This is a genomic window from Ornithinimicrobium pratense, from assembly GCF_008843165.1.
GTDB classification, from domain to species: domain Bacteria; phylum Actinomycetota; class Actinomycetes; order Actinomycetales; family Dermatophilaceae; genus Ornithinicoccus; species Ornithinicoccus pratensis.
Window position 1 is genome coordinate 2,185,525 of the sequence record NZ_CP044427.1, and the last position, 26,011, is coordinate 2,211,535.

General features: G+C 71.8%; 27 protein-coding genes, 2 tRNA genes and 1 pseudogene. 11 read left to right on the forward strand and 19 right to left on the reverse strand.

The window, feature by feature from the left end; translation table 11 throughout:
• Window positions 1-19: 19 nt before the first annotated feature.
• The 3 genes from rsmD to FY030_RS10005 are packed head-to-tail and all read right to left on the reverse strand — an operon-like array spanning window position 20 to window position 4,738.
• Window positions 20-607, reverse strand: coding sequence for a 16S rRNA (guanine(966)-N(2))-methyltransferase RsmD (gene rsmD, locus FY030_RS09995; protein WP_158061378.1), 588 nt, complete (start codon window positions 605-607; stop codon window positions 20-22).
• A 7-nt stretch (window positions 608-614) separates the two neighbouring features.
• Window positions 615-2,930: an ATP-dependent DNA helicase RecG gene (locus tag FY030_RS10000; RefSeq protein ID WP_158061379.1), complete on the reverse strand. Its 2,316-nt coding sequence runs from the start codon at window positions 2,928-2,930 to the stop codon at window positions 615-617.
• Window positions 2,930-4,738, reverse strand: a complete 1,809-nt coding sequence (locus tag FY030_RS10005; protein WP_158061380.1) for a DAK2 domain-containing protein — start codon at window positions 4,736-4,738, stop codon at window positions 2,930-2,932. Before FY030_RS10005 ends, FY030_RS10000 begins: the two co-directional genes overlap by 1 nt.
• 216 nt (window positions 4,739-4,954) lie before the next feature.
• Between FY030_RS10005 and rpmB the strand changes: the two genes are divergently transcribed.
• The gene (rpmB, locus tag FY030_RS10010) at window positions 4,955-5,140 is read left to right on the forward strand and encodes a 50S ribosomal protein L28 (RefSeq protein ID WP_158061381.1); all 186 of its coding nucleotides are present in this window, start codon (window positions 4,955-4,957) and stop codon (window positions 5,138-5,140) included.
• Between the two features lie 83 nt (window positions 5,141-5,223).
• Here the strand turns inward: rpmB and thiL are convergent, their stop codons facing one another.
• Window positions 5,224-6,255 carry a thiamine-phosphate kinase gene (gene thiL, locus FY030_RS10015; RefSeq protein ID WP_238348225.1) on the reverse strand — a complete coding sequence of 344 codons (1,032 nt, stop codon included), beginning with the start codon at window positions 6,253-6,255 and terminating at the stop codon, window positions 5,224-5,226.
• Between the two features lie 48 nt (window positions 6,256-6,303).
• Between thiL and FY030_RS10020 the strand changes: the two genes are divergently transcribed.
• A complete protein-coding gene (locus FY030_RS10020; protein ID WP_158061382.1) occupies window positions 6,304-6,537 on the forward strand; it encodes an Lrp/AsnC ligand binding domain-containing protein in 234 nt (77 codons plus the stop codon).
• Window positions 6,516-7,016 carry a DUF3515 family protein gene (locus tag FY030_RS10025; RefSeq protein WP_158061383.1) on the forward strand — a complete coding sequence of 167 codons (501 nt, stop codon included), beginning with the start codon at window positions 6,516-6,518 and terminating at the stop codon, window positions 7,014-7,016. Before FY030_RS10020 ends, FY030_RS10025 begins: the two co-directional genes overlap by 22 nt.
• 36 nt (window positions 7,017-7,052) lie before the next feature.
• Here FY030_RS10025 and FY030_RS10030 read toward each other — a convergent pair whose 3' ends face one another.
• The 3 genes from FY030_RS10030 to FY030_RS10040 all read right to left on the reverse strand — a co-directional run bounded on the left by FY030_RS10030 (window position 7,053) and on the right by FY030_RS10040 (window position 10,058).
• The gene (locus tag FY030_RS10030; RefSeq protein WP_158061384.1) at window positions 7,053-8,192 is read right to left on the reverse strand and encodes a D-alanine--D-alanine ligase family protein; all 1,140 of its coding nucleotides are present in this window, start codon (window positions 8,190-8,192) and stop codon (window positions 7,053-7,055) included.
• 100 nt (window positions 8,193-8,292) lie between these two features.
• Window positions 8,293-9,294 carry an NAD(P)H-dependent glycerol-3-phosphate dehydrogenase gene (locus FY030_RS10035; RefSeq protein ID WP_158061385.1) on the reverse strand — a complete coding sequence of 334 codons (1,002 nt, stop codon included), beginning with the start codon at window positions 9,292-9,294 and terminating at the stop codon, window positions 8,293-8,295.
• Window positions 9,291-10,058 (reverse strand): lysophospholipid acyltransferase family protein, encoded by a 768-nt coding sequence (locus tag FY030_RS10040; protein WP_158061386.1) that lies wholly within the window; start codon window positions 10,056-10,058, stop codon window positions 9,291-9,293. The genes FY030_RS10035 and FY030_RS10040 overlap by 4 nt, the downstream gene beginning before the upstream one ends.
• Before the next feature lie 37 nt (window positions 10,059-10,095).
• On the opposite strand from FY030_RS10040, the gene cofC reads away from it, so the two are divergent.
• Together cofC and FY030_RS10050 are read left to right on the forward strand one after the other, a co-directional pair.
• Window positions 10,096-10,797, forward strand: coding sequence for a 2-phospho-L-lactate guanylyltransferase (cofC, locus tag FY030_RS10045; RefSeq protein ID WP_192498562.1), 702 nt, complete (start codon window positions 10,096-10,098; stop codon window positions 10,795-10,797).
• A gap of 35 nt (window positions 10,798-10,832) precedes the next feature.
• Window positions 10,833-11,063 carry a hypothetical protein gene (locus tag FY030_RS10050; protein ID WP_158061388.1) on the forward strand — a complete coding sequence of 77 codons (231 nt, stop codon included), beginning with the start codon at window positions 10,833-10,835 and terminating at the stop codon, window positions 11,061-11,063.
• An 18-nt stretch (window positions 11,064-11,081) separates the two neighbouring features.
• Here the strand turns inward: FY030_RS10050 and FY030_RS17080 are convergent, their stop codons facing one another.
• The 6 genes from FY030_RS17080 to clpS form a co-directional block, all read right to left on the reverse strand.
• Window positions 11,082-12,029, reverse strand: a complete 948-nt coding sequence (locus FY030_RS17080) for an HU family DNA-binding protein (RefSeq protein WP_158061389.1) — start codon at window positions 12,027-12,029, stop codon at window positions 11,082-11,084.
• Between the two features lie 233 nt (window positions 12,030-12,262).
• A tRNA-Glu gene (locus tag FY030_RS10060) sits at window positions 12,263-12,335 on the reverse strand.
• An 81-nt stretch (window positions 12,336-12,416) separates the two neighbouring features.
• A tRNA-Gln gene (locus tag FY030_RS10065) sits at window positions 12,417-12,488 on the reverse strand.
• Window positions 12,489-12,590: 102 nt separating this feature from the next.
• Window positions 12,591-14,144 (reverse strand): glutamate--tRNA ligase, encoded by a 1,554-nt coding sequence (gene gltX, locus FY030_RS10070; RefSeq protein ID WP_158061390.1) that lies wholly within the window; start codon window positions 14,142-14,144, stop codon window positions 12,591-12,593.
• Window positions 14,145-14,214: 70 nt separating this feature from the next.
• Window positions 14,215-14,799 (reverse strand): DUF2017 family protein, encoded by a 585-nt coding sequence (locus FY030_RS10075; RefSeq protein ID WP_158061391.1) that lies wholly within the window; start codon window positions 14,797-14,799, stop codon window positions 14,215-14,217.
• A 2-nt stretch (window positions 14,800-14,801) separates the two neighbouring features.
• A complete protein-coding gene (gene clpS, locus FY030_RS10080; RefSeq protein ID WP_158061392.1) occupies window positions 14,802-15,134 on the reverse strand; it encodes an ATP-dependent Clp protease adapter ClpS in 333 nt (110 codons plus the stop codon).
• 48 nt (window positions 15,135-15,182) lie between these two features.
• Here clpS and FY030_RS10085 point away from each other — a divergent pair, with 48 nt between their 5' ends.
• Complete coding sequence (locus tag FY030_RS10085) at window positions 15,183-16,484, forward strand: nicotinate phosphoribosyltransferase (protein ID WP_158061393.1); 1,302 nt, start codon at window positions 15,183-15,185, stop codon at window positions 16,482-16,484.
• A 47-nt stretch (window positions 16,485-16,531) separates the two neighbouring features.
• Here FY030_RS10085 and FY030_RS10090 read toward each other — a convergent pair whose 3' ends face one another.
• Entirely contained in the window at window positions 16,532-16,729 is a 198-nt protein-coding gene (locus FY030_RS10090) for a hypothetical protein (protein ID WP_158061394.1), read from the reverse strand.
• Between the two features lie 118 nt (window positions 16,730-16,847).
• Here FY030_RS10090 and FY030_RS17330 point away from each other — a divergent pair, with 118 nt between their 5' ends.
• A complete protein-coding gene (locus FY030_RS17330) occupies window positions 16,848-17,246 on the forward strand; it encodes a UvrD-helicase domain-containing protein (RefSeq protein ID WP_420371854.1) in 399 nt (132 codons plus the stop codon).
• A 24-nt stretch (window positions 17,247-17,270) separates the two neighbouring features.
• Window positions 17,271-17,624, forward strand: a pseudogene (locus FY030_RS17335) (DUF1697 domain-containing protein); the annotation flags it as partial.
• Between the two features lie 255 nt (window positions 17,625-17,879).
• Here FY030_RS17335 and mgrA read toward each other — a convergent pair.
• The gene (mgrA, locus tag FY030_RS10100) at window positions 17,880-18,926 is read right to left on the reverse strand and encodes an L-glyceraldehyde 3-phosphate reductase (protein ID WP_158061395.1); all 1,047 of its coding nucleotides are present in this window, start codon (window positions 18,924-18,926) and stop codon (window positions 17,880-17,882) included.
• Between the two features lie 45 nt (window positions 18,927-18,971).
• Window positions 18,972-20,108, reverse strand: coding sequence for a DNA glycosylase AlkZ-like family protein (locus tag FY030_RS10105; protein WP_158061396.1), 1,137 nt, complete (start codon window positions 20,106-20,108; stop codon window positions 18,972-18,974).
• A 67-nt stretch (window positions 20,109-20,175) separates the two neighbouring features.
• On the opposite strand from FY030_RS10105, the gene FY030_RS10110 reads away from it, so the two are divergent.
• The gene (locus tag FY030_RS10110) at window positions 20,176-20,763 is read left to right on the forward strand and encodes an isochorismatase family protein (RefSeq protein ID WP_158061397.1); all 588 of its coding nucleotides are present in this window, start codon (window positions 20,176-20,178) and stop codon (window positions 20,761-20,763) included.
• Between the two features lie 19 nt (window positions 20,764-20,782).
• Here FY030_RS10110 and FY030_RS10115 read toward each other — a convergent pair whose 3' ends face one another.
• Entirely contained in the window at window positions 20,783-22,099 is a 1,317-nt protein-coding gene (locus FY030_RS10115) for a homogentisate 1,2-dioxygenase (RefSeq protein WP_158061398.1), read from the reverse strand.
• Between the two features lie 78 nt (window positions 22,100-22,177).
• Between FY030_RS10115 and FY030_RS10120 the strand changes: the two genes are divergently transcribed.
• Together FY030_RS10120 and fahA are read left to right on the forward strand one after the other, a co-directional pair.
• Entirely contained in the window at window positions 22,178-23,077 is a 900-nt protein-coding gene (locus tag FY030_RS10120; protein ID WP_158061399.1) for a hypothetical protein, read from the forward strand.
• Window positions 23,077-24,297 carry a fumarylacetoacetase gene (fahA, locus tag FY030_RS10125; RefSeq protein WP_158061400.1) on the forward strand — a complete coding sequence of 407 codons (1,221 nt, stop codon included), beginning with the start codon at window positions 23,077-23,079 and terminating at the stop codon, window positions 24,295-24,297. The genes FY030_RS10120 and fahA overlap by 1 nt, the downstream gene beginning before the upstream one ends.
• Window positions 24,298-24,382: 85 nt before the next feature.
• Here the strand turns inward: fahA and FY030_RS10130 are convergent, their stop codons facing one another.
• Both FY030_RS10130 and FY030_RS16390 read right to left on the reverse strand, forming a co-directional pair.
• The gene (locus tag FY030_RS10130; RefSeq protein ID WP_192498791.1) at window positions 24,383-25,276 is read right to left on the reverse strand and encodes an RDD family protein; all 894 of its coding nucleotides are present in this window, start codon (window positions 25,274-25,276) and stop codon (window positions 24,383-24,385) included.
• A 4-nt stretch (window positions 25,277-25,280) separates the two neighbouring features.
• The gene (locus FY030_RS16390; RefSeq protein ID WP_192498563.1) at window positions 25,281-25,955 is read right to left on the reverse strand and encodes an HIT family protein; all 675 of its coding nucleotides are present in this window, start codon (window positions 25,953-25,955) and stop codon (window positions 25,281-25,283) included.
• Window positions 25,956-26,011: the final 56 nt, after the last annotated feature.

The following is a 26,011-nucleotide window of genomic DNA, read 5'->3' on the forward strand; positions in this document are numbered from 1 at the left end:
CGCGCGGCCAGGTCGACGGTCAGCCGGCGGCGCCGTCACCAGGGGCGATCGGTTCGGCGAGGTGCAGGGCCGCCTCGCCGTAGGCGCGCGTGTCGAGGTGCTCCAGGCCCGGCGGCCAGGTGGGTCGCGGCGAGCGCGAGCTGCGCTCGACGACGATCAGCGCATCGGGGGCCAGCCACCCGTGCAGCACGAGGGCCTGCAGGGTCCGGGTCAGCTCCTCCTCCCCCAGCGGGTAGGGCGGGTCGGCCAGCACGAGGTCGTAGACGGCACCGTCGGGTCCCAAGGCCAGCAGCCGCTCGACACCGCCTGCGTGGACCCCGACCTGCCCGGCGAAGCCGAGCAGGTCGGCGTTCTGCTCCACCAGCCGGGCGGTGGGCCGGTGTCGCTCGACCGCCAGCAGGGCCTGAGCGCCCCGGGACAGCGCCTCCAGACCTAGCGCCCCGGACCCGGCATAGAGGTCCAGCACCCGTGCGCCGTCCAGGTCCAGCAGCGCCTCGACCCGGGAGAAGAGCGCCTCGCGGACCCGGTCGGTGGTCGGCCGGGTGTCCCGGCCGCGCGGCGTCCGGATGGTGCGTCCGCCGGCGGTGCCGGCGATGATGCGGGTCACGCCGTGCTCACCCCCGCTCCAGGAAGGCCGCGCGCTCCTCGTCCAGGCGCTGCAGCTCGGCTGCCAGGTCGGGGTGTCGCTCCAGCTCGGGGTCGGCTCCCACGGTGGCCCAGGCCAGGTCGTGCGCCTGCACGATGAGCTCCTCGTCGCGGGCCAGCCGCAGCAAGCGCAGCCCGCTGCGGCCCCCGCTCTGGCTGGCGCCGAGCACGTCGCCCTCTCGACGGGTCTCCAGGTCCAGCCGGGCCAGCTCGAAGCCGTCGGTCGTCGCCGCGACCGCCTGCAACCGCTGCAGCGTAGCGGGGTCGACCCCCTCGCCCTGGGTGACCAGCAGGCACAGGCCCGGCTTGCCACCCCGCCCCACCCGGCCGCGCAGCTGGTGCAGCTGGGAGATCCCGAACCGGTCTGCGTCCAACACGATCATCATCGTCGCGTTGGGCACGTCCACCCCGACCTCGATGACCGTGGTGGAGACGAGCACGTCGATCCGGCCCTCGCCGAAGGCTCGCATGATGCCGTCCTTGTCCTCGGCGACCATCCGCCCGTGCAGCTCGGCGATGACGAGGTCGCGGGTGACCGCGAGCGAGCGTAGCGACCGGGCCACCTGGTGCACGCCGTGCAGCTGGGCGTCCGAGCCCACGTCAGTGGATGCCGCGCTGGCGCCGGCTGCCGTGCTGGAGCCGACTCCCGCGTCGGTCCCTGCGCCGGCTGCAGCTGCGGGCGCGGGCAAAGCGCTCGCGGCCGCGATCGGTGCCCCGGGGCCCAGGTCGTGGGCGGCCGGGAGGTCCGGGTCGTCGGGCTCCCCGATCCGGGGGCAGACGACATACACCTGACCTCCCGCCTGGACCTCCTCGGCGACCCGCCTCCAGGTCCGTTCCACCCACGCCGGGGCGTCCCCCGGGACCACATGGCTGGTGATCGGCTGGCGGCCGCGCGGCAGCTCGCGCAGCGTCGAGGTCGTCATGTCGCCGTAGACCGTCATCGCCACGGTCCGCGGGATGGGGGTGGCCGTCATCACCAGCACATGCGGCGCGCCGCCGTCCGCCTTGGCCCGCAGCGCGTCCCGCTGCTCGACCCCGAAGCGGTGCTGCTCGTCCACCACGACCAGGCCGAGCTCGGCGAAGGAAACCTTGTCCTGGATGAGGGCGTGGGTCCCGACGACGATCCCGGCCTCGCCGGAGGCGGCAGCCAGCAGGTTGGCCTTGCGCTCGGCAGCGCCCTGGCTGCCGGTGAGCAGGGCCACCCGGGTGCCGCCCTCCATCCCGCCGAGCATCCCGCCCTCGGCGATGGGGCCCAGCAGCTCCAGCATCGAGCGGTGGTGCTGTGCCGCGAGCACCTCCGTGGGGGCCAACAGCGCCGCCTGCCCACCTGAGTCGACCACCGTGAGCATGGCCAGCAGCGCCAGCACCGTCTTGCCGGAGCCGACCTCCCCCTGCAGCAGCCGGTGCATAGGGCTGCTATGGCCTAGGTCCGCGAGCACGTCGGCCAGCACCTCTTCCTGGCCGGCAGTGAGGGTGTAGGGCAGCCGCTCCCGCAAGGCGTCCACCAGACCCCCCGGGTGCGGCGCCCGGGGGGTAGCCGGCACCGCGTCGGCGGAGCGCCGCGCCCGGGCCAGCTGCGCCTGCACCACGAACGCCTCCTGGAACTTCAGCCGCCACCGGCCCCTGCGGTGGTCGGCCTCGGACTCCGGGCGGTGCACCAGCTGGTATGCCTCGAGCAACCCGGGCAGCCCCACCTGGTCCCGGACGTGCGCAGGGACGGGGTCGGGCAGCCAGGTCAGGGCATGCAGGACAATGTCCAGGCTGTCCCCATGGACGATGGGCGAGAGCCCTTTGGTCGCCGTGTACACGGGCACCAGCCCGCCCAGCAGCCACTTCCCGGAGTCCCCCTCGTCCCGGATCGGGGCGTAGTCCGGGTGGGTCAGCTGCAGGGTCCCCCGGTAGTCGCCGATCTGTCCCGAGCAGACCACCCGGACGCCGGGGCGCAGCCGGTCCTCGTGCCCATAGGGCTTGAAGAAGGTCAGCTGGAGGGTGGCGCCGGTGTCGTCCTCGACGTCGACGACCAGTCGGCGGCCACGCCGGTTGCGCATCTGGTGGGTGCGCGCGGAGCGCACGGTGCCGACGATGACGACGTCCTCGCCGTGCGGCAGGCCTGCGAAGGCCTCGGGCCGGGCCGGGTCGAGGTAGGTGCGGGGCAGCCAGTCGAGCAGGTCACCCACGGTGCTCAGGCCCCGGGTGCGCTTCAGCACGTCGGCGGTCTTGCCGACCAGCTGCTTCAGCGGGCGGTCGCGGGGATCGGCTTCCCCGGCCGGCTGCAGGTCGACCATCACTCGACCCCGAGCAGGACGGGGTAGGTGGGCTGGTCCCCGCGCAAGGTCACCACCTCGATCTGCTCCCCCCGCTCCCCCAGGGCGGCGGTCCGGTCCTGCACCGCCTGGGCCACAGCCGCGCTGGCGTCGTCATCGGCGGCGGCACCGAGCAGCACGGTCACCACCTCGACGTCGTCGCGCCACAGCAGGTCGACCAGGGCGCGAGCAACCGGCAGCACGGCATCGTCGACCGCGACGATGCGCTCCCGGCCCAAGATCCCCAGCCACTGGCCCTGCGCGCATGGCCCGACGGGAGTCTGGGCAGCCCGTTCGGCACGGGTCAGCGCGCCGGCGCGGACGGCAGCGGCGGCCTCACGCATCCCCTCCACGACAGAGTCAGGCTCGCCTTCCGGGTCCAGCACGGCCATCGCCGCGATCCCCTCGACGAGGGACCGGGTGGGCACCACGTCGACCTCGACGCCGAGCATTCGGGCCTCGTCGGCGGCGGCCAGGGCGACCATGGCGGTGTCGGGGTCGTTGGGCAGCACGACGACCCGTGGCGCGCGGCTAGCCAGGACGGCGGCGAGCAGCTGTCCGGCGGAGGCTCGCCGGCGAGGACCGCCGGAGACGACGATGGCACCCGAACTGGCGAAGAGCGCGCAGACGCCGTCGCCCAGGGCACAGGCGATGACCGCCAGACCGCTGCCTGCGTCCTCGGTCTGCGCGCCCGGCTGGGTGTGGCCGTCGTGCAGGGAGGTCAGGGCGACCTTGGTGACCGACCCGGCCAGGCTGCCCGCCTCCACCGCGACCGCGGGGTCGTCGAGGTGGACGTGCACGCGGAACTCCTCTGGGCCCCCCGCCACGACCACCGAGGTGCCGACCTGGGCCAGGTTGGTGCGTAACCGTCCGGCGCGCTCGGGGTCGCTCCCGGTCAGCAGGTACATCACCTCGACCGCCCCGTCCGGCTCACCGCCGTGGTGGACACCGCTGGCGGCGGCGCATTGATCATCGCTCCCGGTCCCGTCGCCCCCGGTCTCCTGACCCCAAGCCTCGTCGCTCCCGGTGGCGCCGGCCGGGGCCCTTCGCGCCCGGCTCTCGACCCGCCCACCGGCCTCCTGCAGGGCCAGGGCCCACCACGCGGGGACCTCCTGGCCGGCCCCCGGGGGCCGGTCGTGCAGGACCGACTCCAGCGCCTCGATGGCCAAGACGAGCCCGGCACCCCCGGCGTCCACGACGCCGGACGCGGCCAGCACTGGCAGTTGCTCCGGCGTGCGCGCCAGGGCCTCCCGGGCGGCGTCCAGGGCTTCGGTGACCACGTCGGCGACCTCCAGCGGCGACTCGCCGTCCACCGGACGGCCGCGCTCGACGGCGGCGCGGGCCCCTTCCGCAGCGGCTCGCGCCACGCTGAGGATGGTGCCCTCGACGGGGGAGGCGAGAGCGTCCCAGGCGGTGCGGGCAGCCGCCTCGAAGGCGGCTGCCACATCGTCCGGACCAGCGTGCGCGACGTCGGGGTCGACGGCCTCGGCCAGGCCGCGGGTCAGCTGCGACAGGATGATCCCGGAGTTGCCGCGGGCCGCCAGCAGCATCCCCCGCGAGATGAGCGTCATACCGTCCTTGAGCCGGTCGGTGCCGGCCCCCAGCTCGAACTGCCCACGGACGTAGTCCAGGGCGCCGTCGATAGTCAGGTACATATTGGTGCCGGTGTCGCCGTCAGCCACGGGGAAGACGTTGAGCGCGTCGATCCGCTCCCGTGCCGCGCCCAGCAGCAGGCGCGCCGTCATCGCCCAGCGGCGGGCGGTGACAAGGTCAAGGACGGGACGGGGCACAGGGCTGACTTTACGTCCCAGGCTCCTGCACCGGGCCTGACGTCCACAGTCCCGGCCGCGGCCGCGTGCCAGAGGTGGAGCGTGGGCGCGGGGAATTTGGGGGTGTGCCCGGTGTCCGGTACTCTGGACCGGTTGCCTGGCGCTCGGCGCACGCCTACGTGCGGTGCCCGACCCCGGCGGAAACCCATCCACTTCATCGACCTGTAGGAGTACACCGTGGCTTCCACGTGCGACGTCTGCGGCAAGCGACCGAGCTTCGGTCACAGCATCTCTCACTCGCACCGCCGCACCAAGCGTCGGTGGAACCCCAACATCCAGCGCGTGCGCGCCATGGTTGGCGCGACCCCCAAGCGCCTCAACGTGTGCACCTCCTGCCTGAAGGCCGGGAAGGTCACTCGCTGACCTCCAGCCACCACGGCACCTCGAGCCGGCGGCACCCACCAGGGTGACGCCGGCTTCGTCGTCTCCACACCCCAGACCCACGCTCAGCCGCCGAAGTGGTCCCACCCGCCGGTGCGGGGGTCCAGGCAAGACCCACCCAGGACGACACCGGGCGCCCCGCCGGCGGGCAGGTCAATGACCCGGCCCAGCACGGTCCACCCCGCCGGTGGCTCCCCCGGGAAGCAAGCGAGCAGCTCGTGCTCCTCTCCCCCGCCCAGGACGCAGCCGAGCGCTGAGCCGCCCACAGCAGGGGCGAGCCGGTCGGCAAGTGCCGCCACCGCCTCTTTCGCCAGCTCCAACACCACGCCGCTGGCGCGCGCGACGCGGTCGCCGTCCCTGACCAGACCGTCGGAAACGTCGATCATCGCGGTGGCGCCCAACCGGGCCGCCGCGGGCCCCTGCGTCAAGTCGGTCAGCGGTCGCAGGTGGTGGGCGAGCAGCTCGGCGACGAGGTCCCCGGGCGCCACAGACCCCGCGTCCTCGCCGTGCTCCAGCAGCAGCGCCAGTCCGGCCGCTGAGCGGCCCAGGGGGCCGGAGACGGCCACGACGTCACCCGCGCGAGCGCCCGAGCGCAGCACCGGCTTCTGCACGTCCTCCCCCAGCTCCCCGAGCGCGGTGATGGACACCATCACCACCTCGTCCCCGGCGCCGTTGAGGTCCCCACCGAGCACCGGGACCCCGGCGCGGGTGCAGCCCCAGGCCAGCCCCTCGGTGAGCTCGCGCGCCCAGGCCAGCGGCAGCGACCGCTCGGCGACGAGGGTGACCAACAGGCCGGTGCCGGTCCCGCCCATGGCAGCCAGATCGGCCAGGTTCTGGGTGACCGCCTTGACCCCGACGTCGAACGCGGTGGACCAGTCGTCCCGCCAGTCCGGGCCGCGAACCATGGTGTCGGTGGTCGCCAGCAGGGCACCGCGCCGCACCTTCAGCAGTGCGGTGTCATCACCGGGCCCCACCTGGACGCCGGCGCTCGGGCTGCCCTCCAGTGCGGCGAACACCTGCTCCAGGACCCCGGACTCCCCCACCTCGCCGAGGGTCGGGCCGGGGGACGGCATACCGGGTGATCGTCGTGGGCTCACCGCAGCACGGTAACCTCCCCCCAACCACCCGACGAGAGGGAGTACACCGTGATCAAGGCCTACATCCTGGTGCAGACCGAGGTCGGGTCCTCGGCGCAGGTGACCCACGCCATGAGCGAGATCCCGGGGGTGGTCTCCGCTGACACGGTCGCGGGCCCCTACGACGTGGTGGCGGTCGTCCAGGCCCCCACCGTCAGCGAGCTCGGCAAGGAGGTCATCTCCCGGGTGCAGGCCATCCCCCGCATCACCCGCACCACCACATGCACGGTCGTCGACCTCTGAGGCGCACGCCAGGAGCCGGGCGACCCGCTCTCGTCGCGGTCCTCTGCGCCGGCGTAGCGCTGCTGGCTGGCGCGTGCGGGGACGGCGCGGTTCGTGCGGTGCCGTTCGACGCTGCGGACTCTCCCGCCTGCCTGGCCGTCGCCGACCACTGGCCGACCACGGTGGGGCCCCACGAGCCGCGGGTCACCGCCGTCCAGAGCCGGGGGGTCGCTGCCTGGGGGGATCCCCCGATCGTGGCGCGTTGCGGTAAGCAACCGCCCGGGCCGACCACCGAGCAGTGCCTGGACGTCAACGGGGTGGACTGGGTCCTCACCGAGCTGGACGACGGGGCCATGTTCACCACCTACGGCCGTGACCCGGCCATCGAGGTGCTGGTGCCGGACACCCATGAGTCGGCCCCGCTCCTGCTGCCCGTCTTCGGCGCCGCGGCCGAGCAGGTCCCGCAGACCATGGGCCGGTGCACGGCGGTAGGCGACTGATCTCGCCGGGACGAGCACCCAGGGCCGGAGGGAAGGTCAGCGCAGGCCGAGGGGACGCTCCAGCGCGAGCCCGATGAGCTCGTCGATCAGCTCGGGGTAGGTGAGCCCGCTGGCGGCCCACGCCTGGGGGTACATCGAGAACGGCGTGAACCCCGGCATGGTGTTGATCTCGTTGACGAGGACCGAGCCGTCCTCGGTGACGAAGCAGTCGACCCGGGCCAGGCCTTCGCAGCCGCCGGCCTCGAAGGCCACTGCGGCCACCCGCCGGACCTCCTCCCGCACGCCCTGGAGCAGGTCGGCCGGGGCAGTGATCCGGACGTTGTCCTCGTCGAGGTACTTGGCCTCGAAGTCGTAGAACTCGTGGCCGCCGGCCACGGTGATCTCCCCACACTCGCTGACCCGTGGCGATCCCGCCCCGCGCCCCTGCAGGACCCCGCACTCGATCTCCCGGCCTACGATGCCCTGCTCGACGAGCACCTTGGGGTCGTGGTCGCGGGCCTTGTCGATGGCCACCTCCAGCTCCTCGGGCCGGTCCACCTTGTAGACCCCGACCGAGGAACCGGCCCTGGCCGGTTTGACGAAGACGGGGAACTGCAAGGAGGTGGCCGCATCGAGGGCCGCCGCGCGGTCCCGCCGCCACTGCACGTCGGTGATGACCGCGTAGGGGCCGACTAGCAGCCCGGCCTCGGCGAAGACCACCTTCATCAAGTGCTTGTCCATCATCGCCGCCGACGACAGCACCCCGCACCCGACGTAGCGCAGGTCGGCCAGCTCCAGCAACCCCTGGATCGTGCCGTCCTCGCCGAACGGGCCGTGCAGCAACGGGAAGACGACGTCGACCTGCCCCAGGTCGGTGACGCGTCCGTCCCGGTCCACGCTCTGCCAGTCGTGGTCGAGGCCACCGAGGGGGACGATGACCTGGTGTCCGGTGTCCGGGACCTCGGGCAGCCGGCCGTCGCGGATCTCCAGGGCCGCGGGGTCGTCCGCGACCAGCACCCACCGGCCGGCGCGGGTGATCCCGACCGGCAGCACGTCATACCGCTCCCGATCCAGCGTGCGCAGCACGCTCGCCGCGGTCGCGCAGGAGATTGAGTGCTCCCCGGAGCGACCGCCGAAGACGAGCGCGATGCGGGTGCGGGAGCGGGAGGCGACCTGGGAGGCGGGCTGGCTGTCCATCGCGCCCGAGCCTAGTCGGCGGGGTGCCCCCTGCCGGGTATGACGCGCACGCCGACCTGGATGCGCCCGCGCCCGGCTATGGCAGGCCGTGGCGCACGCGTCAGTTGGCCTCGTGCTTGCGGGCCCGGGACATCAATGCTCCGGTCAGCTGGTCGGGGGTGAGCTGTCCGTCGACGACGGCCGTCACGCCGGCACAGATGGGCATGTCGACGCCGTGCCGGGCAGCCAGACCCACCACGGACCGGCAGGACTTCACGCCCTCGGCCGTCTGGTGTGGCACTGCGAGGACCTCCTGCACCGTGCGACCCTCGCCCAGCGCGACCCCGACCCGGTGGTTACGAGACAGGGGTGACATGCAGGTGGCGATGAGGTCGCCGACCCCGGCCAGCCCCATCAGGGTCCGCGGGTCGGCACCCAGCTCGCTGCCCAGCCGGGCGATCTCGGCCAGCCCCCGGGTGATGAGGCTGGACTTGGTGTTGTCGCCGTAGCCGAGACCTTCGGCCATGCCGACGGCCAGCGCGATGACGTTCTTGATCGCGCCGCCGATCTCGGCGCCGACCACGTCGGTCTGGGTGTAGGGCCGGAAGTAGGGGGTGGCGACGGCTGCGGCGACCTGCTCGGCGACGGCCAGGTCCGCGCCGGCGACCACGCTGGCAGCCGGCTGGCGGGCGGCGATCTCCTTGGACAGGTTCGGGCCGGAGACCACGACAACCCGGGAGGCCTGAACCTGGGCGCTCTCGATGACCTGGCTCATCCGCAGCCCGGTGCCCAGCTCGATCCCCTTCATCAGCGACACCACCGGGGCGGCCGGTGGGAGCAGGTCAGACCAGGTCGCCAGGTTGTCCCGCAAGCTCTGGGAGGGAACGGCGAGCACCACCAGGTCGGCACCGTCGGCAGCCTCGGCGGGGTCCGTGGTGGCCGTGATCACCGGGGACAGCTCCACCTCCGGCAGGTAGTCCGGGTTGCGGTGGCGCTCGCGGACGTGGTCGGCCACCTCGGCGCGGCGGGCCCAAAGCGTGACCCTCTCGGCTCCCGCATCGGCGAGGACCTGGGCGAAGGCCGTCCCCCAGCTGCCCGCCCCGTAGATCACGGCGCGGGTCATGCCTGGTCCTTCTTGTGGTCGTTCTTGCGGTCCCTCGGGTGCTTGGCCATGTCGTAGGGCTCCGGCGGCGGCTGCTCGCCGCGGATGTCGGCGAGCATAGCGGTGATGGCCGCCATCACCCGCCGGGTCGCCTCCTGGTGCGCCCGCGGGTCGTCTGGGCGGTCCATCAGGTCGGAGAGGTCGACGGGGGGCCCGGCCTGCACGTGCTGCATGGGCCGCTTGAACACATTGCCGGGCCGGCGCGCATACCTCCCGAGAAGCTCCTGGGCGCCCCACTGGGCGATCGGGATGACCGGCGCGCCGGTGGTGAGCGCAAGCCGTCCCACCCCCGGACGGGCCTTCATCGGCCACAGGTCAGGGTCCCGGGTCAAGGTGCCCTCCGGCATGATCGCGATGGGTAGCCCCTCCTCCAGCGTGCTCCGCGCGGACTCCAGGGCGTCGCCGGCCTTGCTCGTCGCGCGGTAGACCGGGACCTGCCTCAGGTGCCGCAGGGCCGCCCCGAGCAGCGGCACCGTGAACAACGAGGACTTGGCCAGGAAGAACGGCGGACGGCCCTGGTCGACCAGGAAGTGCCCGACCGTGAGGGGGTCGATCTCGGAGTAGTGGTTGGCCGCGGCGATGAAGCCCCCCTGCCGCGGGACGTGCTCGCCCCCGGACCAGTTCCGCCGGGTGAGGACCTGCAGCGTGGGCCGCACGGTGCGGATCACCAGACCGTACGACCACGGCAGGGGATGGTGGCTGGGCGGGCGCTTCACGCCCGTCATCTTTGCATCCGGACCCGCCGGTGGCGAGGATGCCGGGGTGACCGGTGCGCCCCAGGCCCAGCCCGGCGACGTGCGCTGGTCGCTCGTCGTCCCCGTCCAGGACGCCTCGCGCGCCAAGAGCAGGCTCGAACCGCCCCGTCCGCTTACTCGGCCCGATCTTGCCCGGGCGGTCGCCCGGGACACCCTGGAGCAGGTATGCCGTGCCCTTCCCCCCGGGCAGGTGACCGTGGTGACCTCAGACCCTGCGGCCTCGCGCGTCGCCCTGGACCTGGGGGCGCGCGTGGTCAGTGACCCCGGACGAGGCCTGAACGCCGCGATCCGCGCGGGTCTGACGGCGGCACGGGCAGCAGCGGAGGCATCGGCGCCGATCCAGCTCCCCGTCGGCTGGGCCGTGCTCCTCGGCGACCTGCCCGCGCTGAAGGCGCACGAGCTGGTGGTGGCTCTGGCGGCCTGCGCAACCCATGCCGCGGCGGTGGTCCCGGACGCCGACGGCACCGGGACGGTCCTGCTCACCTCGACCACCAAACCACCAGAGCCGCAGTTCGGCCCCGGCTCCGCCGCCCGGCACCAGCAGCTCGCCGCCCGGCTCGAGCTGGACCTGCTCGGACTGCGCCGCGACGTGGACACCGCGACCGATCTGGCGTCCGCGCTGGAGCTGGGCGTCGGACGGCATACTGCCCGGGCCTTGGCACCCCTGGGCTGGGCGTCTGGCCCCGATCAGCCGTCCTGTCCCCACTAGCTGGCCCCACTAACTGGCCCCACTAGGGTGGGAACATGCAGGCCAGCGTGCACACCTTCGATGCCGAGACCGGCGCCGGCAGCGTGCTGCTGGACACCGGCCGGGTGCTGCCGTTCCCCCGTGACGTCTTCGAGGACAGCGGGCTGCGGCACCTGCGGCTGGGGCAGCGCCTGTCGATCGAGGTCTCCGGCGACCCTGAGCGGGCCGGCACCGAGCTGACCCGGCTGTGGATCGTCGGGATCGGCCCCGGCGAGACCATCCGCTGACTTCCCCCGCGAAGCTGGTCAGCCGGACTTCTTGGACTTCTTCTTGACCTCCGAGCCCTTGGCCCCCTTGCTCTGAGCCCCGTTGCTCTTGGCGCCCTTGCTCTGAGCCCTCTTGCTCTTGGCGCCCTTACCCTTGGGCCCATTGCGACCCGTGCCCTGGGCGTCCGACTCCTTGGTCCCGCTGTGCTTTTCCTTGGCCTTGTCCGCCTTCTTCGGTTTCCCCGCCTTTTTCGCCTTCTTGGCCGTCCTGGCCTGCTTCTCCTGCTGGGCGGCCAGCTCGTCGTTCTTGACCCGCGCAAGCTGGGCCTTCTTCGCCCAGATCATTCCCTGGGTGATCTCCTCCCCGCCGGCCATGATCCGGCCGGTCGCTGACGCGGACGTCTCCGAAGGGCTCAGGCCAGGCTGGACCTCCTCGACGAGGTCGCTGTCCTTGCGCACCGACTCCGGGGTCCCGCTGATGCGGCTGGCCCGACCCCCGTCACGGCCCACGCTTGCACCTGTGTCTCGACCCTCGTCTCCGTCCCCGTTCCGTCCGCTGCTGCTCCGGCCCGGTTTGGCACGGGTGTCCTCGGCCCCGGCTTTCGCCTGGGGCACGCCATCCGCCCGTCGCACCGACGAGGGTGCGCCTGTGCGCTCGAGCCGCCCGTCCGATCCCACCCGAGCCCCAGCAAGGCCGTGCGGCGGCAGCCCAGAGGGATCGGCCACGACGTCTTTGAAGTACGCGCCGGGGCGGAAGCGCGGGGTGCTGGTGCCGGCGATCGGCACCGGCTCACCGGTGCGTGGATTGCGGCCGGTCCGTGGCGCCCGGTCGACCTTCTCGAAGGTCCCGAAACCGGTGATCCCCACCGAGCGGCCCGCCGCGACCTCCCTGAGCACCAGGTCCACCACTGCTTCCACGGCGGCGGCCGCCTGGGGCCGGCCTCCCAGCCGGGGGGCCAGCGCCTCGATCAGCTCGGTCTTGTTCACTGCGACCCCTTCACTATGCGGCCGGTGCTGACAGGCACCCGGGTCGGACGCCCACCCCTAGCCCGGCTGGTCTCAACTCCACGCTAAGCCCAAAAGCGGGTGAAAGTCCATGCCCCGCAACACATGTCAGGCCGAACAGAGCCATCTGCGTGACCGCCGAGCTGGAGGCCGCGACTGGCCCGGACCTGACGAAGGCCCCCGCCGCTACTGCGACGAGGGCCTTCGAACACGGGTAGCCCCGACGGGATTCGAACCCGCGCTACCGCCTTGAGAGGGCGGCGTGCTAGGCCACTACACAACGGGGCCGTGTTCCGGCGCGTTCTGCGCCGAGCGGAGAGCCTACCCGATCGGCGGCCTTCCGGCGAAATCGTGCTGTGGCGATCTGCGCTGGGGTACCAGGACTCGAACCTAGACTAACTGAACCAGAATCAGTCGTGCTGCCAATTACACCATACCCCAAGGGCCATCACCGGCCTGGATTTCCGGCCGGTGAACCGAGGAGCAACCTTACCTTGCCACCCCGCCCGACCCAAATCGCGGCCTGGCGCCCCGGCCGGCGCCTCAGAGTTGATTGCGAAGACGGCGCAGACGCGACAGCGTCTCGTCCTGGCCCAGGATCTCCATCGACTCGAACAGCGGAGGGCTGATCCGCTGGCCCGAGACGGCGGTGCGGAGGGGCCCGAAGGCGAAGCGCGGCTTGAGGCCCATCCCCTCGATCAGCGCCTCGCGCAGGACGGCCTCGATGCGCTCGGTCGCCCAGTCCACGCCACCACCCAGCGGCTGGGGGCGGCCCCCCGGGATCTGCTCCAGCGCCAAGATCGCCGCGTCGAGCACTGCCGGGGCGTCCTCCTTGAGCTGGGACCGGGCATCCTCGGCGATCGGGAGGTCCTCGGCAACGGTGTAGAACGGAGCCACGAGCGGCACCGCCTCGGAGAGCACTTGGATCCGGGTCTGGATCAGGTGTGCTACCTGCTCCAGGCGGGCCAGCTCACCCATGTCTGACTGGGCGCCGAGCACGCCGGCCTGCCGCAGCACCGGCAGCAGGCGGGAGGTGAACTCTGGCAGGGGAAGTCGCCTGATGTGGTCGCCGTTGATGGACTCCGCCTTCTTCTGGTCCCACCGGGCGGGGTTGGGGTTGACGTCGCGCACGTCGAAGGCCTCGACCAGGTGGCGGGGCTCGAAGAGGTCTCGGTCCGGGCCGATGGCCCACCCGAGCAGCGCCAGGTAGTTGACCATGCCCTCGCGGATGAAGCCCCGATCCCGGTGCAGGAACAGGTCGGACTGCGGGTCGCGCTTGGACAGCTTCTTGTTACCCTCCCCCAGCACCAGCGGCAGGTGGGCGAAGGTCGGGACCCCTTGTGCCACACCGATCTCGGCCAAGGCCCGGTAAAGCGCGAGCTGGCGAGGGGTCGAGGAGAGCAGGTCCTCACCGCGGATGACGTGGGTGATCCGCATCATCGCGTCGTCGAGCGGGTTGACCAGGGTGTAGAGCGGTGCCCCGTTGCCGCGGACGATCACGAAGTCGGGGATGCTGCCCGCCGGGAAAGTCACCTCCCCGCGGACCAGGTCGGTGAAGGTGAGGTCTCCGTCCGGCATCCGCAGCCGCAGGACCGGGTCCCGGCCTTCGGCCCGGAAAGCGTCCCGCTGGTCCCGGGTCAGGTCGCGGTCGAAGTTGTCATAGCCGAGCTTGACGTCCCGGCCGGCCGCACGGTGCCGCTCTTCGACCTCCTCCGGCGTCGAGTAGGCCTCATAGGCCAGCCCGGCATCGAGCAGCTGACGGGCCACATCGCGGTAGATCTGCGACCGCTCGCTCTGCCGGTAGGGGCCGTAAGGGCCCCCGAGGTCCGGACCCTCGTCGTGGTCCAGGCCGAGCCAGCGCATCATCTCCACGATCTGATCCATCGACTCCTGCGAGTCGCGGGCGGCGTCGGTGTCCTCGATCCGGAAGACCAGCGTGCCGCCGTGGTGGCGCGCAAAGGCCCAGTTGAACAGTGCAGTGCGGGCCAGACCGACGTGCGGTGTCCCGGTAGGGCTGGGGCAGAACCGGACGCGGACGTCGGGGCCGGTCACCTCGTGGTGCTCGGTGGCGGACACAGGGGCGGAGTGAGTCGTCATGATGGGCGCCAGTCTAGGGACTGGGGGCGTGCGGGACACCGACCGGCCAAGGAGGCCGGGGGGTGTGGCATCAGCGGGCCATGAGAGCCAGGGTCACCGACTCCTGCACCCAGGAGAGGAAGTCGTAGTAGGCCATCTTCTGCGCCATGGCGGGGTCGAGCTCGACCTGGCCGGCTAGCGCAGCCTCCAACTCGGCGTGCAGCCGCTCGGAGTCTTCGTCGGTGCGCAGCCCCAGCCGCTCGCCCAGGATGAGCCGGGCATCGGTCAGCGCGATGGCCAGGGCCCGCCCCTGATCCAGGTCGAGCTCGAGCGTGGGTGGCGCCGCGGCCTCCAACGCGGCGATGGCGGTGGCGAGCGTGGCCGCCTTGCGCTGACGCAGCCCGTGCTCGGTGAGGCGGCGGAAGTCCGCAGCCTGCTCGGGGTCGTCCCGGGAGGCGCTGGGCAGCAGACGTGCCAGCGCCGGGTCCGAGGGCTCCTCCGGGTCCGCCTCGTCACCCAGCCCGGCGACCAGGTCGAGGAAAGGGTCGCCTGAGTCGGGCCGCTCCGGCGCGACGAAGCGGCGGGTCAGGTCGAGCAGGTGGACCAGGACACCGATCTCCTCGGCGTCGAACTGGCCGACGAGGCGCGATCCCTTGCGCTTGAACGCCCTCGCCATGCTCAGGTGTCCTGCTGGAAGGTCGCCCAGAGGCCGTAACCGTGCATCGCCTCGGTGTCGGCCTCCATCTTCTCGCGCGTGCCGGTCGACACCACGGCCCGGCCCTCGGCGTGCACGTCCATCATCAGCTTCTCCGCCTTGGCCCGGGAGTAGCCGAAGTGGGTCTGGAAGACCCAGGTGACATAGCTCATAAGGTTGACCGGGTCGTTCCAGACCAGGGTGATCCACGGCTGGTCGGTCTCGGGCCGGTCCAGCAGCGCGACCTGACCACCCTCCTGGGGGTTCGTGTGCGGACCGCGCGGTGCGGTCGGCGGGAGAGGCAGGTCGGTTGGCATCCTCCCACTGTAGGACGGCGCACAGCGAGCCGCGTCTAGGCTGACCGGGTGACCACAAGCACCGCGCTTCTCACCGACCACTACGAGCTGACGATGCTCCAGGCGGTCCTGGCCAGCGGCCACGCCGACCGGCGCTGCGTCTTCGAGACCTTCGCCCGTCGGCTCTCCGGTGGCCGCCGGTACGGCGTCGTCGCCGGGACCGGTCGGGTGCTGGAGGCGCTGCGCCACTTCCGCTTCGGCGAGGCAGAGCTCACCTTCCTGCGCGAGCGTGCGGTCGTCGACGACCGCACCCTGGGCTGGCTGGCGGACTATCGCTTCTCCGGCGACATCTGGGGGTATGCCGAGGGCGAGGTCTACTTCCCGGGCTCCCCCGTGCTGGTGGTGGAGTCGACCTTCGCCGAGGGCGTCCTGCTGGAGACCCTGGTGCTCTCGATCCTCAACCACGACTCCGCGGTGGCCTCGGCCGCCTCGCGAATGACCGCCGCGGCCGGTGACCGACCCTGCATCGAGATGGGCTCCAGGCGCACCCATGAGGAGTCGGCGGTGGCGGCCGCGCGTGCGACATACCTGGCCGGCTTCGGCTCGACCTCGAACCTGGAGGCAGGGCGCCGCCACGGCATCCCGACCGCGGGGACGGCGGCGCACTCCTACACGCTCCTGCACGACGACGAGCGGGAGGCGTTCGCCAACCAGCTGTCCAGCCTGGGCCTGAGCACGACCCTGCTCGTCGACACCTACGACGTGACCGCTGCGGTGGAGCTGGCGGTGGAGCTGGCCGGGCCCGAGCTCGGCGGTGTGCGTCTGGACTCCGGCGACCTGGTCAGCCAGGCGCACGAGGTGCGGGCGCGGCTGGACGCCCTGGGCGCGCACGACACCCGGATCGTGGTCACCTCCGACCTGGACGAGTACGCGATCGCCGCCCTGGCTGCTGCTCCCGTCGACCGCTACGGGGTGGGCACGAGGGTGGTCACCGGGTCTGGGCATCCGGCGGCAGGCATGGTCTACAAGCTGGTGAGCCGGGAGAACTCCGCCGGGCGGATGGAGGGCGTGGCCAAGGCCAGCCAGGAGAAGACCTCGGTGGGCGGGCGCAAGTTCGCCCTTCGTCGACGCTCCACCGCCGGCATCGCGCAGGCCGAGATCGTCGGGATCGACGAGCGACCACAGGATGACGGGGACGACCGCGAGCTGCTGGTCCCCCTGGTGCGGGCCGGCGAGGTCGTCGCGCCCACCGACGTGCACACTGCCCGGGAGCATCACGCCGAGGCGCGTGCGGAGCTGCCCCTCGGCGCCCTGCGGCTCTCCGGCGGCGATCCGGCGATACCGACCAGGTACCTGAACGACTGGAGCTGAGCAGGACGGTAGGTGTTCACGGCCCGGCCGGGACGTGATGGGGATCCTCACCGCCCGGCTGCCCGCGGCTGCTGGCGCGCCTGGTAGGGCGACATGGTCCCCTCCTCCAGTGCGGTCAGGGTGCGCGGCACCTGCTCGACCAGGGCGCGGGCGCCGGTCAGCTCGCGCCGGCTCCAGTAGGGAGAGGTGAGCCGGGCCAGGGCCAGGTCGTCCCCGACCGCCATCCCTGCCCGGGACGGGCGCACCCCGTCTGCCAGCTGCGCCTGAACCTGAGATGCGCGGAACGCCGTCTGCAGGTGAGCTCCGACTCCTGCCGCCGCCCTGCCCAGGAGCTCGATCTGGTGCAGAAGCTCCAGACGTTGCTTGTCGGGCAGGGGACCCAGGTCGCGGGCACGCCGGAGAAGAGACTCCCGAACCGCGGCCAGCGCCGCTGCGAGATCTCAACGCCGGGCGCATCCACGGTCGGAGCCAAAGGCGCGCCCACCTGCCCATCGGTGGTGCCCGCCCGTCGATCAGCACCACCCACCCCTGCACCGCCGCCCTTCGCGGTCGTGCCAGGCGGTAGGTGACCCGCACCAGTCCATCTACGGCTGGCGCGGCGCGAGCGCCACCACGCTGACACTGCGTGCTCGCAGCCGCGCCCTGCGCTCGCCCCGGTTCGTCTTCTGCGCGCCGACGCATCATCCCTCACCCCCTCCCCAGGGTGTGTGGCTGATCCCTCCCGATCAACCTCTTTCACTGCACACTGGACATGACCACTGACAGACCCTCTCCGGAGGAGGATTCATGCCCACCCATGTCGCACTCCTGCGTGGCATCAACGTGGGCAGGGCCAACCGGATCGCCATGGCCGACCTGCGCTCGGTCGTGTCGGACCTGGGACATGCAGAGGTGGCTACCTACCTCCAGTCGGGGAATGTCGTGTTTACCACCACTCGCGACAGCGCTCTCTCCACCTTGGCCACCGAGCTGAGCACCGCGATCGAGAAGAACCTCGGGGTGTCCTGCCACGTGATCATCCTGACTGCCTCGCAGTGGCGATCCGTCGTCGCGGCCAACCCCTACCCCGCCGAGGCTGCAGCGGACCCAACCACCGTGCATGCGGCGGTGCAGCAGGATGACCTCACCCCGGCCGAGGATCAGACCCTGACCCGGCTGCTCGCCGAGGCTCGGGCGGGTGGCAGCCCGGACCACCTCACCGTGGTCGGCCGGACGACATACCTGTTCACGCCCGGCGGCCTGGGCCGGAGCAAGCTCGCGGAGCGGCTGGCCCGGGCGAAGGGCCCCGGCGAGGATGTGCCACCGCCCGCAACTGGAGAACGGTCGAGGCGCTGGTCCGCCTGCTGGAGGGCTAGCCCTCCCGCTCACACCGGGCCGATATGGCGTGCCGCCGCCTCAGCCCTGCCGCCCGTCGGTGTGCCGCGCCTGCTGCCACAGGTCGATGCCGCTGTCCACGGCATGCTCCTCGATCAGGCCCAGCTCGTCGTCGCTGAGGTCGAGGTTGTCCAACGCACCGACCGAGTCGCGGATCTGCTCGGGACGGCTGGCACCCACCAGCACCGAGGTGATCTCCGAGCGACGCAGCACCCACGCGAGCGCGAGCTGGGCCAAGGTCTGACCGCGCTCCTGCGCAAGGTCGTTCAGGGCGCGGACGTGCTCGAGCGCCTCGTCGGTCAGCAGCTCGGTAGCCAACGACTTTCCCTGCGCAGCACGGGAGTCCTCCGGGACCCCCGCCAGGTAGCGGTCGGTGAGCATCCCCTGCGCCAACGGCGAGAAGGCGATGCAGCCGACACCCAGCTCGTCGACGGTCTCCAGCAGCCCCTCGGTCTCGACCCAGCGGTTGAGCATTGAGTAGGACGGCTGGTGGATGAGCAGCGGGGTGCCCAGGTCGGCCAGGATCGCGGCGGCCTCGCGGGTCCGCTGCGCCGAGTAGGAGGAGATGCCGACGTAGAGCGCCCGACCGGTGCGCACGATGTGGTCCAACGCCCCCATCGTCTCCTCCAGCGGCGTGCTGGGGTCGGGACGGTGGTGGTAGAAGATGTCGACGTAGTCCAGCCCCATCCGCTGCAGGGACTGGTCCAGGCTGGCCACGAGGTACTTGCGCGACCCGCCGACCTGACCGTACGGGCCGGGCCACATGTCCCAGCCCGCCTTGCTGGAGATGACCAGCTCGTCGCGCAGCCCAGCGAAGTCGGTGCGCAGGTGCTGGCCGAAGTTGCGCTCGGCGCTCCCGTAGGGCGGGCCGTAGTTGTTGGCGAGGTCGAAGTGGGTGATTCCGTGGTCAAAGGCCGTCCGGAGGATGTCCCGCTGCCGCTCCAGGGGCACGTCGTCGCCGAAGTTGTGCCACAGCCCCAGGCTGATAGCGGGCAGGTCCAGTCCGGACCGCCCGGTGCGGCGGTACTGCATGTGGTCATAACGGTCAGCGGCAGGAAAGGCGTTCACGTCCCGATCCTCACACCTTGAGCTGCCGATCGCGAGCACGACCGGTTACTCACCACCCAGGTGGGCGGGCAGCACCGGGTTCAAGCCCTGCCAGCGCGCAAGATCTTCGATCTCGGCGACCACCCGGTCCCGGCGTGCAGCGCTCCATTCCCCGTCCTCGTGCAGCGCGTCCACACGCAGCACACCCGCCTTGCGGTCGGCGGTCGCGTCCACCTTGCCCACCAACTGGTCCCCGTCGAGCACGGGTAAGGCGTAGTAGCCCCAGCGTCGCTTGGCCTTGGGCTTGTACATCTCCAGGACGTAGTCGAAGTCGAAGATCTGCCCCATCCGGGTGCGGTCGAAGACCAGCCGGTCAATCGGGCACAGCAGCGCCGCGCGACCCTGGAAGGCAGCGCCGTCCAGGTAGCGCGGGTCGACCCGCCAGGTACCGGGCAGCCCCTCAACCACCGCCTCCTCTCCCGCCTCGCCCCCGTCGAGCGACTCAGTGGGGCACTGGGGTCCGCGCGGGCGCAGGATGCCGCAAGCCGCCAGCCGGCGTCGGTCCTGCTCGGCTATCGCCTCCTCGAGCGGCAGGGCCGGCACCCCGGGGTACACGCGTTCGGCGAGGTCCCAGAGCCGCTGCCCGCCCTCCCTGCTCGCCACCGCGACCTCGCCGCGCGCGACCATGAAGTCGAGAAGCCGCCCCAAGTTCTTCTCGTGCGTCCATCCGCTCGAGCGCCACGGCACCTCGGTCGTGTCCGGCAGGCCGCCGGTGGGGGTGGGGCCCTCCGCCTGCAGGTGGGCCAGCACGTCGCGCCGCGCCCGGTCGTTCCCCGCTACCCACTCGGCGTTGTGCCGCTGCCAGCCCAGCAGCCCCTCGCGACCGGGCAACGTCACCGGCCACCCCGCCATCGCGGTGGCATACAGCGCGATGTCTTCGGCCGGGCGGATGTGCCCGTGCAGCTCCACCAGCGTCCGGTCGGCCAAGAGCCGGGTCAGCTCACCGGTGTCGTAGTCGCTGCCGAGACGGCTCCACAGCACCAGGTGCTGCGCCGGTGCCACCGCGTTCACCGGGTCGATCTGCAGGTGCGCGAGCTCGCGCACGGCCTCGACGACGTCGCCCGGGCGGGGCCGGCTGAGCAGCTGGGCCCGCACGGCGACCCGGCGGGCGTCACGGGCGGTGAGGCGGTGCGGCTGCTGCATACGAGCACGGTATGCCCTTCGGAGGACAGAAGGTGTCCGCCGAGACCCAGGCGGTAGCGTGAGAGCCATGAGCACCGCACTGATCGTGGTCGACGTCCAGAACGACTTCTGCGAGGGGGGCTCCCTCGCCGTCGAGGGAGGCGGGGCGGTGGCCCAGGGAGTGAGCCGTCACCTGGCCGAGCACGGCGCCCGGTATGCCGCTGTGGTGGCCACCGCAGACTGGCACGTCGACCCTGGCAACCACTGGTCCGACGAGCCGGACTTCCAGAGCTCCTGGCCGGTGCACTGCGAGGCCGGCACGATCGGCGCCGAGTTCCATCCGGCCCTGGCGCCGGCGTTGGAGCACGTGCAGGCGGTCTTTCGCAAGGGCGAGCACGAGGCCGCCTACAGCGGCTTCGAGGGCGCCACGCAGACCCACGGCCGGCGGCTGGGCCTGGCCGAGTGGCTGAGCGAGCGCGGCATTGCCTCGGTCGAGGTGGCTGGCATCGCGACCGACTACTGCGTACGGGCCACGGCTCTGGACGCGGTTGGCCAGGGCCTGCGCACCACCGTCCTTGTCGACCTCATCGCCGGCGTGGCCCCGGAGAGCACCGAGCGGGCACTGGAGGAGCTGCGCGCCGCGGGGGTCGGGGTCCGGTCGGCCGACGTGGCATAACCGTGAGGCCGGGCGGCCGTTAGGTGGTGGAGAAGACCTCGTCCGACCCCGGCTGCCCGCCCCTGGCCGCAGCCAGCCCACGTCCCCAGGACCCGGCATACTTCCCGTCGTCCACCGCGAGACCGGCCTCGCCCAGCTCCAGCGGCCGGAAGGTGTCGACCATCACCGCGGTCTCGTCGAAGTACTCCACGCCGAGCGAGGCCTCTGTGGCCCCCGGCTGAGGGCCGTGGGCGTGCCCACCGGGGTGGACCGAGACCGAGCCCTTACCGATCCCGCTGCCCTTGCGCGCCTCGTAGTCACCGTCGACGTAGAACATGATCTCGTCAGAGTCGACGTTGGAGTGGTAGTAGGGCACCGGGACCGCCAGGGGGTGGTAGTCCACCTTGCGCGGCACGAAGTTGCAGATGACGAAGTTGTGGCCCTCGAAGACCTGGTGCACCGGTGGCGGCTGGTGCACCCGTCCAGTGATCGGCTCGAAGTCGCGAATGTTGAAGACGTAGGGGTACAGGCAGCCGTCCCAACCAACGACGTCGAAGGGGTGGTAGGGGTAGGTGTAGACGGTGCCGACCATGCCGCCGGTGGAGTGCTCGCCGCTGCCACGGTGCTTGATGTAGACCTCGGTCGGTTCATCCCGGTCCGCGCCCACGTCCTCCGCCAACAGGGGGCCCTGAGGGGTGCGCAGGTCGCGCTCGCAGTAGGGCGCGTGCTCGAGCATCTGGCCGAAGCGGGACAGGTAGCGCTTTGGCGGCCCGATGTGGCTGTTGGCCTCGATGACATACGCGCGCAGGGGCTCCACGAAGTCAGCGTCACCCTCCACCAAGGGGATCCAGCGGTGGGTGGTCGCCCTCGGGATCATCATGTAGTCACCCTGGGCGACGTCGAAAGCGCCGAAGACAGTCTCCACCCGGGCCCCGCCCCGCTCGACGTAGACGCATTCGTCCCCGATTCCGTTGCGGTAGTAGGGGCTCGGAGTGTCGGCGACGACGTACAGCAGGCGGACGTCTGCGTTGCCCAGCACCAGCCGTCGGCCGCTGACCACGTCGACGCCCTGCTCCACGGTCGCGGTGCCATCCTGTGCGCGAGACTCCACGAAGAGGTCGTGCAGCAACAGGTGACGCGGCAGCAGCGGGTGGTTGGGCACGGTGGACATGTCGCCGAGGTCCCACACCCGGGCCTCGGCGATCGCCGAGGGGATGTTGCGGTGGTAGAGCAGGCTGGAGTCAGAGGAGAAGCCCTCCTCACCCATGAGCTCCTCGTAGTACAGGTTGCCCTGCTCGTCGCGATGCTGGGTATGCCGTTTCGGGGGCACCTTGCCCCTGCACTGGTAGTGGGCCATGACATCTCCTCGGGATCGCCGTCCGACTATCGGACGGAACTGTCGCCTCTAGCCCCACCTTGCAGTAGCGTGCAGAGCATGTCAACGACGCCTGCCCCGCGCACGCTGTTCCAGGAGTGGATCGACGACGCGGCCGTCTTTCCGCCGGGCAACGCACCCGCACCGCGGGCCTGGGCTGAGCACGTTGAGATGCTGTCCGGCTCGGAGGGGGACCTGCTGGGCCCGCTGCTGATCGGAGCCACCGCGGCGGAGGACCTGGCGCGAGCCGTCCTGGTGCACGGCGCGCCCGACCACGTCTCCCCGGTAGAGGTCGCGGTCGTGGGCCGGGCGGGGACCTCGGTGGAGGACGTGGCCGGCGCCGTCCGCTCTCTGCAGGACCAGGTGCACCTCCGCGTCACCGGCGCCGAGGTCACCCACGGCGAAGGCGACTGGCGTCGGCTGGTCGACCTGGGGCTGCGCACGGCCGTCGAGGTGCCCCGCCAGGGCCGAAACCTGTCGCGCGCGCTGGACGACCTCGGAACCGGCGTCGCGGAGGAGGTCGGTGGCTCGGACACCCCAACGGCGTTGGTCAAGTGGCGCACCCAGGCCACACCGGCCGCCGCTGCCCCCGACGCCCGGCAGCTGGCCGAGTTCCTCCTGGCCACCCACGAGCGAGCCTTGGCGTTCAAGCTCACCGGCGGGCTGCACCGGGCCGTCGCACCGGGGCCCTCGGGCGACGAGCCGCACGGCGCGCTCAACATCCTGGTGGCTACCCACCACCTGATCAGGGGAAGCACCCTGTCCGAGCTGGTCGCCACCCTGGAGCTGCAGGACGGCGAGGCGCTGGCGGCTCTGCTGGCCGGCCTGACCGCGGCCGAGGTCGAGGCCCTCCGGGCCCGCTTCGTCTCCTTCGGGTGCTGCGGCGTCCTCGACCCCATCAACGACCTGGCACGCCTCGGCCTGATCACCACACCCCATACCCCTATCGAGGAGAGCTGATGACCGCGTCGAGGCACGCGCTGGACCTGCCCGCCGACCACCCGTTCACCGTCCACCACCTGCCCTACGGCGCGGTGAGCGACGGGCCGGACGCGCCGCCTCGGCTAGCGGTGCGGGTCGGTGACCACGCCTTGGACCTGGCCTCCTTCGCGGCGGACACCCCGTGGACAGCAGCCCTGGCCGGGCCGACCCTGAACGCCTTCCTGGAGCTGGGTCCCACAGCATGGGCGGGGTTGCGGGAGCACCTGACGCAGGCGCTGACCGACCCGAGGCGGCGGGCCGAGGTGGAGCAGCACCTGCGCCCTCTCACCGAGCTCACCACCCACCTGCCACTGGAGGTCAAGGACTACGTCGACTTCTACGCCAGCGAGCAGCACGCCACCAATGTGGGGCGCATCTTCCGCCCCGACGGCGAGCCGCTGACGCCCAACTGGAAGCACCTGCCGATCGGCTATCACGGTCGTTCCTCGACCATCGTCGTCTCCGGCACCGACATCCCCCGTCCGGTGGGCCAGCGCAAGGCACCGAGCGACCCGGAGCCGACCTTCGGCCCGAGCATCAAGCTGGACATCGAGGCTGAGCTGGGATTCGTGGTCGCAGGCTCGACACCCCTGGGCTCCCCCGTCGGGATCGACGATGCGGCGGACCATCTCTTCGGCGTGGCGCTCTTCAACGACTGGTCGGCCCGGGACCTGCAGGCCTGGGAGTACGTCCCACTCGGGCCCTTCCTGGGCAAGAGCTTCGCCTCATCGGTGGCGGCGTGGATCACTCCGATGGCCGCGCTGGAGGCAGCGCGCATCCAGCTTCCCGCGCAGGACCCCCAACCCCTGCCCTACCTCACCGGGTCCGGGGCCGGCCTGTTCGGACTGGACATCACCATGGAGGTCCGGCTCAACGGGGAGGTGGTGTCACGTCCGCCCTACCGCGCGATGTACTGGTCGCCCGCGCAGATGCTCGCGCACCTGACGGTCAACGGCGCCCGCCTGTCCAGCGGCGACCTCTTCGCCTCCGGGACGGTCTCCGGCACGCAGCGGGAGCAGCGCGGGTCCTTCCTCGAGCTGTCCTGGAACGGCACGGAGCCCTTTACCCTCCCCGACGGCTCGGAGCACGCCTTCCTCCGGGACGGCGACACGGTGACGATCACCGCGACCGCACCCGGCCAGCACGGCTCCACGCTGGGCCTGGCCGAGGTGACGGGGACGATCCGACCCGCCCGCTGACCGGGCCGGGGTGGGACGGGGCGCAGCGGTCCACCGCCCCACCGCCCCACCGCCCCACCGCCCCACCGCCCCACCGCCGAGAGCGTCAGCCGCGGTGGTGGCGCACCACGTTGGTTTTGGCGGCCTTGTCGTGCAGGGCCTGCCGCTTGGGGTCCCACAGCGGCCACAGGTAGTTCAGCAACGTCGCGATCCACCCCAGATAAGGGATCTGCGGCAGCAACTGGTAGATGGCGCCCCGGATCGCAGCCGCCCCGAGCGTGGGATTGCCGGGTGTCTCGCGTAGCCGGACGCGAAGCCCGGTGATGAGCTTGCCGACGGTGCCGCCGAAGAGGTGGACCATCCCGATCTCGTAGACGAGGCCGAAGATGAGCGAGGCCATCGTGATGCGGAACAGATCGGACTCCAGCCCGGCCGGCATCGTCGGGGCCATCGTGGAACCGGCCTGGGCCGTCGTGAGGACGTCATCCATCCACGTGCCGAGGTTGTCGGTGAAATCGGGAGCCGCGAGGGGCATGACGACCAAGAAACCCACGATTCCCAGGAGGATGCCGTCGATCAGCCTGGCCAGCACCCGGTGCCACCACCCAGCCAGCGGCTGACCGTCCGGCGTGGTCGCCCGGCTGCCCGCCAGCTGTCCCGGGTAAGCCCCCGGCATCGAGGCCCCCTGCCACTGGCCCTGCTGGACATAGGGCTGCTGCGGGTCATAGCCGCCCTGCCCGTAACCCCCCTGACCGTAACCGCCTTGCCCGTAGCCCCCCTGGCCGTAACCGCCCTGGCCGTCACCGCCCCCCTGCTGGCCATAGCCACCCTGCCCGTCAGTCTGTCCCGGCGCAGCGCCCAACGACTGCTGGCTCTGCCCCGCGCGGTCCAGCCCCGGCTTCTGCTTGGGCGAGGTGTGGTTGGTCCACTGCACGCCGTCCCAGTAGCGAAGGTTGTCCTGGTCCTGTGGGTCGTCGTACCACCCTGCCTGCTGACTCATGCCCCTACTCTCGCACGGGCGTCCGCCCTTCCAGGCCCGCGCTCCCCCCGCTCCCCTTGCCCTCCCCGGTCCGCCGCCCGCCCACCCGGCGAACGAGCTCATCCACCACCCGCAGCTGGTCCGCGCGGAACCGGTCGGCAGGGACGGGCGGCAGCAGCTCGTCCCAGTGGGACAGGAAGGTGCCGCGTAGCTGCAGCATGCCGGCCGGCCTGGCATACAACCACCAGTGCAGGTGCTCCGAACCATCCCCCCATCGAGCCACCTGGATGCGTGGCACCGCCAGGGCGGCGCACGCCGCCTGCTCCAGCGCGGTCAGCAGCTCTCCTTGCCGGGCCGCTTCGGCGGGCGTCAGGTCCTGCAGGTCGGCGTGCCGTCGGGGCATGAGGAACAGCGCGAACGGCACGGCACGCGGCTCCAGCGGCAGCCCCAACATCCACCCGTCGTCGTGCCAGACCACATAGCCCGGGTCCAGCTCACCGGCGGCCCGGCAGGTATGACAGTCCACTCCCCCGGCACCGTGGCGTTCCGGCTCAGCCTCAGCGGGCGGGTCGAGCGGCTTCGGCGTCAGTTCCCCGGTCCAGGGCCACGAGCTCCACTCCTCGAGCTGAGTGTGCCGGTAACCGTCCGTCTCGATCGCGGCCCGGGCGCGGGCATACCACTCCTGCGGGGTCTCTGCCATGGTCAGAGCCTAGGGCTGTCTGGCCCCGGCCGGCGCCCACGCCCGACGCAGGCGGG

What these genes read in the sequence shown, in the direction of transcription:
- FY030_RS10000 (WP_158061379.1), bottom strand. Translation starts at nt 2,930, where the DNA reads ATGGTCGACCTGCAGCCGGCCGGGGAAGCCGATCCCCGCGACCGCCCG.
- FY030_RS10025 (WP_158061383.1), top strand. Translation starts at nt 6,516, where the DNA reads ATGCACGGTCGTCGACCTCTGAGGCGCACGCCAGGAGCCGGGCGACCC.
- FY030_RS10030 (WP_158061384.1), bottom strand. Translation starts at nt 8,192, where the DNA reads ATGGACAGCCAGCCCGCCTCCCAGGTCGCCTCCCGCTCCCGCACCCGC.
- FY030_RS10035 (WP_158061385.1), bottom strand. Translation starts at nt 9,294, where the DNA reads ATGACCCGCGCCGTGATCTACGGGGCGGGCAGCTGGGGGACGGCCTTC.
- FY030_RS10040 (WP_158061386.1), bottom strand. Translation starts at nt 10,058, where the DNA reads ATGACGGGCGTGAAGCGCCCGCCCAGCCACCATCCCCTGCCGTGGTCG.
- FY030_RS10050 (WP_158061388.1), top strand. Translation starts at nt 10,833, where the DNA reads ATGCAGGCCAGCGTGCACACCTTCGATGCCGAGACCGGCGCCGGCAGC.
- gltX (WP_158061390.1), bottom strand. Translation starts at nt 14,144, where the DNA reads ATGACGACTCACTCCGCCCCTGTGTCCGCCACCGAGCACCACGAGGTG.
- FY030_RS10075 (WP_158061391.1), bottom strand. Translation starts at nt 14,799, where the DNA reads ATGGCGAGGGCGTTCAAGCGCAAGGGATCGCGCCTCGTCGGCCAGTTC.
- clpS (WP_158061392.1), bottom strand. Translation starts at nt 15,134, where the DNA reads ATGCCAACCGACCTGCCTCTCCCGCCGACCGCACCGCGCGGTCCGCAC.
- FY030_RS10105 (WP_158061396.1), bottom strand. Translation starts at nt 20,108, where the DNA reads ATGCAGCAGCCGCACCGCCTCACCGCCCGTGACGCCCGCCGGGTCGCC.
- FY030_RS10110 (WP_158061397.1), top strand. Translation starts at nt 20,176, where the DNA reads ATGAGCACCGCACTGATCGTGGTCGACGTCCAGAACGACTTCTGCGAG.
- FY030_RS10115 (WP_158061398.1), bottom strand. Translation starts at nt 22,099, where the DNA reads ATGGCCCACTACCAGTGCAGGGGCAAGGTGCCCCCGAAACGGCATACC.
- FY030_RS10120 (WP_158061399.1), top strand. Translation starts at nt 22,178, where the DNA reads ATGTCAACGACGCCTGCCCCGCGCACGCTGTTCCAGGAGTGGATCGAC.
- fahA (WP_158061400.1), top strand. Translation starts at nt 23,077, where the DNA reads ATGACCGCGTCGAGGCACGCGCTGGACCTGCCCGCCGACCACCCGTTC.
- FY030_RS10130 (WP_192498791.1), bottom strand. Translation starts at nt 25,276, where the DNA reads ATGAGTCAGCAGGCAGGGTGGTACGACGACCCACAGGACCAGGACAAC.
- FY030_RS16390 (WP_192498563.1), bottom strand. Translation starts at nt 25,955, where the DNA reads ATGGCAGAGACCCCGCAGGAGTGGTATGCCCGCGCCCGGGCCGCGATC.